This window comes from Hespellia stercorisuis DSM 15480, from assembly GCF_900142165.1.
Taxonomy (GTDB): domain Bacteria; phylum Bacillota; class Clostridia; order Lachnospirales; family Lachnospiraceae; genus Hespellia; species Hespellia stercorisuis.
In genome coordinates, this window is the sequence record NZ_FQZY01000117.1 from 1 (window position 1) to 6,907 (window position 6,907).

Genomic DNA, 6,907 nt, shown 5'->3' on the forward strand with positions numbered 1-6,907 from the left:
ACTAAATCTAATTGACAGACTTGTGAATTACAAGGCATCAGTCTGCTTATTTATAAAGAATCTCTGTGTTCCGTTTGATAATAACCTTGCGGAACGTGATTTGCGCATGATTAAGGTTAAAACCAAGGTCTCAGGATGTTTTCGCAGTGAGGAAGGCGCACAGGAATATCTTACAATCATGAGCTATATTGGGACTGCTCATAAGCATGGAATAAATGCTTTTACAGCAATCAGAGAAGCCCTTTTAGGGAATTCCGATATCATCTTTAACTAATGGAGTTCTGAACAGTTACATGAAATCTTTTTTTTGCAAATACTCCTTTTGCAGTTCGCATGATTGAAACTCTTCAAAAGCTGTTTCTGCATATTCCCAGATTTTCTGAGACATATTCTTCATATCTTCAAGCTGGTTATCAATGGCTGTATACAGTTCTTTTTTCATTACTCAGCCTCCTTCGCTTTCTCCATATCCGAAGCTTCAATCTTTCTTCCGATTAAAATTGTGCCAAATACGCAGACAATCATAATGACATATGTTGGATCCCCCGGTACCCAGCCCAGGAGTCCCAGCATGTTCAGTATCATGATTCCACATGCCAGAACAATCGCCACAATTCCTGTTTTCGGTCTGCTTACTACATTTTGCGCAAACAGTGCTCCGAATAATGCCGGTACGATGTTGGTCAATGCGTTGATGACCGATTCCGGGATCAGGCTTAGTATTGAGGAGCCAAGAATGACGCCAAATGTCAGGATTAAAATGTTTACAATAACAGATACGCCAATTCCAATCGCTGTAATCACTGTACCTTTTTCTGTTCCCGGTTCTACTTCGGCCGCCGTCTGAGATGCCAGAGAGACAGGAAGTCGAAGATTACTGATGTTTCCGGATAAGAAAGACATATACGTGCCCGGAATACCGAGTGTTGGAAAATATGAAATCGGTTCTACAATCCAGAATACCGCTTCAGAACTTGCGACCAGAATAAATCCGCCGATCACTGCTGCCACCTGCGGTTTAAGCCCATAAACTGCTGTGCACACTAATCCAGGAAGAAAGGCAATCAGCACACCAATTAAGTTCGTCGCACGTCCCCATTTGATAATAGATGGAATATATTTGTTGTGATAAGCACTCATATCATTTTTATTATTCATTCTTCTCCTCCTTAATTAGGCAACAATGGAAATAAGCATTCCTGCAAACATCGAGATCGTAAAGCTCCAGTTTCGAATCCATTTTTTGTTTAGCTTCTTATTCCAAATATTTAATACCGCCATGATGATAAATCCACTAAGAGCCGCCGTCGTTTGTGAATTAAACCGGAATACTCTGTCCATACATAAGTAGGAAAATGTTCCGCACATTGCGCACCCTGCAATAATCGGCAGCATCTCTTTTCGACCGCCAGCCATGATATTTTCCAGCTTTCCCATCTTATCCGTAAACAGTGCCGTAATTAAGATTGATCCCAGTGCTCCGAGTGTCATGACCCAGACGCCTGTCGCAAATGCTGTCGCACTCATGTTCGCCCCCAATGCACCGCCTCCGGCCTGCGCACCGATCTCCGCCGCGAACATCTCATACGCCACAGACCCTATATATGAGAGACGGAACCAGGAAACAGGACCACCCATGGACACCAGCAGTGCAACCATTCCGACTAGAACGCCCAGTGACGGACCAATTGTAGCAACGATTGAAGTCTTTACCGCGCTGTTCACCTGTGTTTTTGTTATTCCGATTTCCTTGCTGACCTTGATGGATTTTATTAAAAACAGAACTGACTGAAAGACAACCCAAGCCACTCCGAGTCCGCATGCGACCCAAAGCCAAAAACCATTTGCAATTTTTAAATACTCCATTTATCTTCCTCCTTCTACCCTTTCATTCCCTGACAGTTTTCAAAAAGTCCATTGAAACTTGTGCAAAAAGTGCAGTACCTCTTTTCAGCACATCCTCATCGATATCAAAGCATTCGTGGTGGTGTGGGAACACACAGTTCTTTTCTGCATTTCTTGCACCGATAAATGCGAAAAAGCCTGGAACTTCTTCTGCAAAATATGCAAAATCATCGCTCATCGAAACCGCCTCTAAGTTGTGGATTCCTTCTTTACCGTACAACGTTTCGGCCGCTTTTCTGACGACCTCATTCAGCGTCTCGTCTTTATTGAAAACAGGCCCTGTTTTCCACATATAATCCAGCTTTGCCTCACACCCGTATGCCTTTGCTGACGCCTCTGCCATCTCTCGCATCTTACCGATAAGTTCTTTTCTGAACTCTGCTGAAAATGTTCTCACTGTTCCATGTAATGTTGCTTTTCCGGCAATAATATTATACTGGTAGCCGCCTTCCATCTGTCCGACCGTCACCACCAGCGGATTTCTTGGATCGTTAATTCGGGAAACCAGTGTCTGTAAATTCAGAACAATTGCGGAGGCTGCCACGATGGCATCATGCCCATCCTGAGGGATCCCGCCATGTGCCGCCTTTCCCCGCACCGTTATTTCAAATTCATCACAGCTTGGCTCTCTTGCCCCTGTATTAATGTCGAGCAGCGGCGCATCCAGCCAAGTTGCCACATGACATCCGTACACAGCCAGAACATCCGAGGTGATTCCCTGATCCACATAATATTTTGCACCTATTGCCGTTTCCTCTGCCGCCTGAAACAGCAGTTTGACATTTCCCTCAAGCTGTGCCTCAGACTCCTTCAGGATTTTTGCCGCGCCAAGAAGCATTGCCGCATGTGCGTCATGCCCACAGGCATGCATTCTTCCTTCATAAATACTTTTGTAGGTCACATCGCTCTTCTCCACGGTTGGAAGTGCGTCAATATCTGCTCGAAGTAAAATAGTTTTTGGCTCTACACCGGCTTTTCCTCCGTATATCATCGCCCAGCACCCCGTATGCCCTTCAAATCTATTCACCTCGATCTGCATCGCCTCTAACTCCCAAACGATATGCTCTGTTGTCTCTTCTTCCTTCCAGGCAAGCTCTGGATGGCTGTGAAACCAGCGCCGCTGCTCAATTACATATCGTTCATATTTTTCAGCTAGTTCCCTGACATTCATGCTAACTCCTTTCTTTTTTCTGAATCAGTAAACTGTCACAGCATGTTCCTCCATTCATCAACACCTGTGTTCGATGAAATTCAAATTCCGGGTTAATTCCGCAATAGTATTCCTCATCTCTAAGACAGGATAACAGACATCCCCATTCTTTCATTCCAATCCGCTCATACATTTCTACATACTCGCATTTCACTGTTTTAAACATTAACTGGTTTTCCTCCGGTTTGGAAAATTCCATTTCCAGAGAACCGTCCATGCTATGGTACTGCATGATTCCTTCGATCGAGTCAAAATCATTGCTGCCGTATCTTTCTGCCGCCTCATGCCCGGCCTGTCTTGCTGTTTTTTTAATAATGTCTATGACGATTTCTTTTGTTCTTTCTTTACCAACCTCCTTTTCAAAGGCTTCCAGGAAAGGCTTTAAAATAAGTGCTTCTACCTCCCTTCTCAATAAAATAGGCATTTCTTCAATTTTCATACTTGTTTCACTCATCACTTTTTTTCCTCTCTTTAGTCATCATTTTTATAATTTCATTGTTTGTTTCCAGCATTCCCTTACTTGCCAGATCTCCGACGTTTTTCAAGGTCTCCTCTATTCCATCGCCGACGATCCCATCACCTGCATAAAACTGCTGTCCTTTTTTATACATTTCATATCCCATCAATCCGGTGTAAACAGCAATTGCGATCTTGGCTGCGCAGGATGCCTTGGCGCCATCGCAGATAATGCCGGAAGATGCAGCCAGTGCATTGACAACGGTATGGATCACCGTGTCGTATCCTTCTCCGTTTAGATATGCAATTCCTGCGGCTGCGCTTGCGCCTGCCGAAACTGCACCACAATATGCCGATAACCTTCCAATTCCCACTTTTTCATACAGTGCGATCAAATTGGATAGCAGCAGTGCACGAATCACCTTTTTCCCATGAATATTCATTGCCTCTGCATAAGCCATCACGGGAACCGAGACCGTGATTCCCTGGTTGCCGCTGCCTGAGTTTACAACCACCGGAAGTTCGCATCCGTTCATCCTTGCATCTGACCCTGCGGCTGCAAGAGCACACGCCAGATTATGGATATCATTTCCATATGTTTCATTCAGCACTTTTCCAATATTGGCGCCATATTGCTGCCGCATGCCTTCCATTGCAATGGCCCAGTTCAGCTCCATCTGCAGTTTGATTGGCTCTTCCACGTCCTTCAAATCACAATGATTTACAAAATCCCAGATCCCCTCCATCGACAGTACGCTGAAATTGTCCTGCTTTTCTTCCCGCATATCCGAGACACAGTCCAAATATACTTTGCCGTTTTTTTCGATATACACAATGTTTAAATGTGAATTGACGATTCGGATAACCGACTTCAATTCCCCCCAGTGCTGTTCAATCAAAATATCGAAAACGAATCCATCATCAAGTGCTTCTACTTCTATCGGAATTGTTTCAACAAAATTCCTGACGTCTTCGATTTCCTGCGTATTCATCTTCGAAATCACCTGCAGCTCTAATTCTGGCTTTCCTCCTACAATCCCGGCAGCCACAGCGACAGGGATTCCACGCATTTGATTCGTATTGGGTACCACTACGCTCTTGGTGTTCTTAATTATGCTGCCGCTCGCTTTCACAACAACTCTCTCCGGCAGTCTTCCCAGCAGTTCTCTTCCCTTCGCGGCCGCATAAGCAAGCGCGATCGGTTCGGTGCACCCCATAGCCGGAATCAGCTCTTCTTTTAATATACACACATACTTGTCATATATTGTTTTCTCCATCCTCTCTCCTTTCCCATTATTTATGTTCTGTGTTTATACGTGTATAATATTCTATTCTATCCAAATTGTCAATTTCTTTTTACTTATATCAATTTTTTTGTCTATTTTGACCGTTTTTTTGCTATTTTTTTGTATATTATTCCATTTTTTATTTTTTCATGTTATTCTCGTATAATTCTTTTTCCTGTTTTTCGCCAAAAAAGAAGCTTGCTTGCAAGATTCTCCGCTTATACAAAAAATTCCTCCTGTCAGAGATCTTTTTGTCTCTGACAGGAGGAATTCCCCAATTTCGTTTTAAATTATTCTTTCTCGTCCTCAGTAAAGCGGACATTCATCCCTCACAGTTATCAATTATTCTCCGAGGAAATATTTGCCGTAGGCATCTGCCGCCTTGATCGCCGCACAGACAGTCTCCGGTGTCACCTCGAACGGCAGGTTGTGCAGGGTATCATTTTCTGCGCAGGCTGCTGTGGCAACTGCCATGATCTTCTCGTCCGTCACTTCTGTAATTCCGAGCTCTTTCAATGTGACCGGGAGTCCCAGCTCGATACACCAGTCGATGATATCTTCCAGTTCTTCTGCCGGTATATTTTCCAGGACAAGCTGTGTGATAGTACCGAAGGCAACCTTTTCACCGTGGTTCATGTGATGGCATTCTTCGAGAACCGTAAATCCGTTGTGGATTGCATGGGCTCCGGCCAGTCCGCCGCTCTCAAAACCAATTCCGCTGAGCAGGGTGTTGGCCTCGACGATTTTCTCGACCGCTGGTGTGCATGCACCGGCTTCGAGTGCCAGCTTTGCTTTTACACCTTCTTCCATCAGCGTGTCAAAGCAGAGTTTTGCCAGCGCGATAGCCGCAGATGTCACTTTACCACCCGCACAGGTGGCTGCTCCGCTTGCCTGACATGCTCTCGCCTCAAAGTAAGTTGCAAGCGCGTCGCCCATTCCGGCTATGGTCAGGCGTACCGGGGATTTTGCGATGATTTCGGTGTCCATCAGAACCATATTTGGATTTGCGCGGAGGAAGAGATACTCTTCAAACACTCCTGCGTCTGTATAAATTACGGAGAGTGCGCTGCATGGCGCGTCGGTGGACGCGATGGTCGGGCAGATCAGCACCGGGACTTCTTTGTAATATGCAACGGCCTTGGCTGTGTCAAGAATCTTTCCGCCGCCGATTCCGATGACGACATCGCAGCCTCTTTCGTTCATGATTTCAACCAGACGGTTGATTTCCGTCTTGCTGCATTCTTTATTAAAATATTCGTAAACTGGCTCTGTCTCTGTGTTCTGGAAACTGCCATCCACAGTAGCCCCGATTCGCTTATATCCGGATTCGGTAATGAGGACCAGTGCTTTTTTTCCATATGCCTGTGCGTAATCACCAAGTTTCTTCATTTCACCTGCGCCCTGCACGTATTTACTCGGGCTGATTAAGATATTTGCCATGTTTTGCCTCCTTTGATCTGTTGTGTTGCATTGTCATGTTAATTTATTAACGATACATTTTCATTGTAGTTTCTTTTACAGGCGATGTCAATAAACAGTATTGGATTTTACGGAAATGTTATCATTTATCATTCTTCCGGGAACTTGCGAAAATCGAAGCTCCATTCACTGCAATATTCTGTTGACAATCACCAACACTATTGTATTATAGAAATGAAAAGGAGATACTTGACCCGTGACAAATAAAAAAAATCAAACAACAAGAGCAATCGTAGTTTTTTTGGCTCAATCACAAATTTTGTGGGATAAAGGATTTCTGACATAAGTCTTCCTGCTGATATCAAACAGTTTAAGGAAGAAGTATTCATCATCACGATATCCGTAAGCCTGTCGTCTTAATGTTTTGATTTTGTTGTTTATACCCTCAATCTTACCAGCTGATATGTCATATGTTGCATGAGCTATGATACCCTCAAAGTGATTGTCCAATAACCTTCTGAACCACATAAGGTGCTCGTTTTTAGTTGATTTACAGGTATCCATGATAGAGATAATATCCTCAGACATGCGTGCTTCGTCATTACGAGAATACGCAAGAGTTAAACTCTCT

9 protein-coding genes are annotated in these 6,907 nt (G+C 44.2%); 1 reads left to right on the forward strand and 8 read right to left on the reverse strand.

What is annotated here, in order from left to right:
* Positions 1 to 274 (forward strand): IS66 family transposase (locus BUB85_RS20255; RefSeq protein WP_143160695.1); only part of this gene is annotated, 274 nt, incomplete at its 5' end.
* Between the two features lie 15 nt (positions 275 to 289).
* Here the strand turns inward: BUB85_RS20255 and BUB85_RS21305 are convergent.
* The 8 genes from BUB85_RS21305 to BUB85_RS20295 form a co-directional block, all read right to left on the reverse strand.
* Positions 290 to 442, reverse strand: coding sequence for an amidohydrolase (locus BUB85_RS21305; protein ID WP_143160812.1), 153 nt, complete (start codon positions 440 to 442; stop codon positions 290 to 292).
* Positions 442 to 1,158, reverse strand: coding sequence for a hypothetical protein (locus tag BUB85_RS20260; RefSeq protein ID WP_073113286.1), 717 nt, complete (start codon positions 1,156 to 1,158; stop codon positions 442 to 444). The genes BUB85_RS21305 and BUB85_RS20260 overlap by 1 nt, the downstream gene beginning before the upstream one ends.
* Before the next feature lie 15 nt (positions 1,159 to 1,173).
* Entirely contained in the window at positions 1,174 to 1,866 is a 693-nt protein-coding gene (locus BUB85_RS20265; RefSeq protein WP_073113287.1) for a DUF5058 family protein, read from the reverse strand.
* A 22-nt stretch (positions 1,867 to 1,888) separates the two neighbouring features.
* Positions 1,889 to 3,076 carry an amidohydrolase gene (locus BUB85_RS20270; protein ID WP_073113288.1) on the reverse strand — a complete coding sequence of 396 codons (1,188 nt, stop codon included), beginning with the start codon at positions 3,074 to 3,076 and terminating at the stop codon, positions 1,889 to 1,891.
* 1 nt (position 3,077) lies between these two features.
* Positions 3,078 to 3,569, reverse strand: coding sequence for an L-2-amino-thiazoline-4-carboxylic acid hydrolase (locus tag BUB85_RS20275; RefSeq protein ID WP_073113289.1), 492 nt, complete (start codon positions 3,567 to 3,569; stop codon positions 3,078 to 3,080).
* Entirely contained in the window at positions 3,562 to 4,848 is a 1,287-nt protein-coding gene (locus tag BUB85_RS20280; protein ID WP_073113290.1) for an L-cysteine desulfidase family protein, read from the reverse strand. Before BUB85_RS20280 ends, BUB85_RS20275 begins: the two co-directional genes overlap by 8 nt.
* A 351-nt stretch (positions 4,849 to 5,199) precedes the next feature.
* Entirely contained in the window at positions 5,200 to 6,297 is a 1,098-nt protein-coding gene (locus BUB85_RS20290; RefSeq protein ID WP_073113292.1) for a glycerol dehydrogenase, read from the reverse strand.
* A 285-nt stretch (positions 6,298 to 6,582) separates the two neighbouring features.
* Positions 6,583 to 6,907 (reverse strand): transposase (locus BUB85_RS20295; RefSeq protein WP_143160813.1); only part of this gene is annotated, 325 nt, incomplete at its 5' end.

Coding starts and splice junctions, on each gene's coding strand:
- BUB85_RS20265 (WP_073113287.1), bottom strand. CDS start 1,866: ATGGAGTATTTAAAAATTGCAAATGGTTTTTGGCTTTGGGTCGCATGC.
- BUB85_RS20280 (WP_073113290.1), bottom strand. CDS start 4,848: ATGGAGAAAACAATATATGACAAGTATGTGTGTATATTAAAAGAAGAG.
- BUB85_RS20290 (WP_073113292.1), bottom strand. CDS start 6,297: ATGGCAAATATCTTAATCAGCCCGAGTAAATACGTGCAGGGCGCAGGT.
- BUB85_RS20270 (WP_073113288.1), bottom strand. CDS start 3,076: ATGAATGTCAGGGAACTAGCTGAAAAATATGAACGATATGTAATTGAG.
- BUB85_RS21305 (WP_143160812.1), bottom strand. CDS start 442: ATGAAAAAAGAACTGTATACAGCCATTGATAACCAGCTTGAAGATATG.
- BUB85_RS20275 (WP_073113289.1), bottom strand. CDS start 3,569: ATGAGTGAAACAAGTATGAAAATTGAAGAAATGCCTATTTTATTGAGA.
- BUB85_RS20260 (WP_073113286.1), bottom strand. CDS start 1,158: ATGAATAATAAAAATGATATGAGTGCTTATCACAACAAATATATTCCA.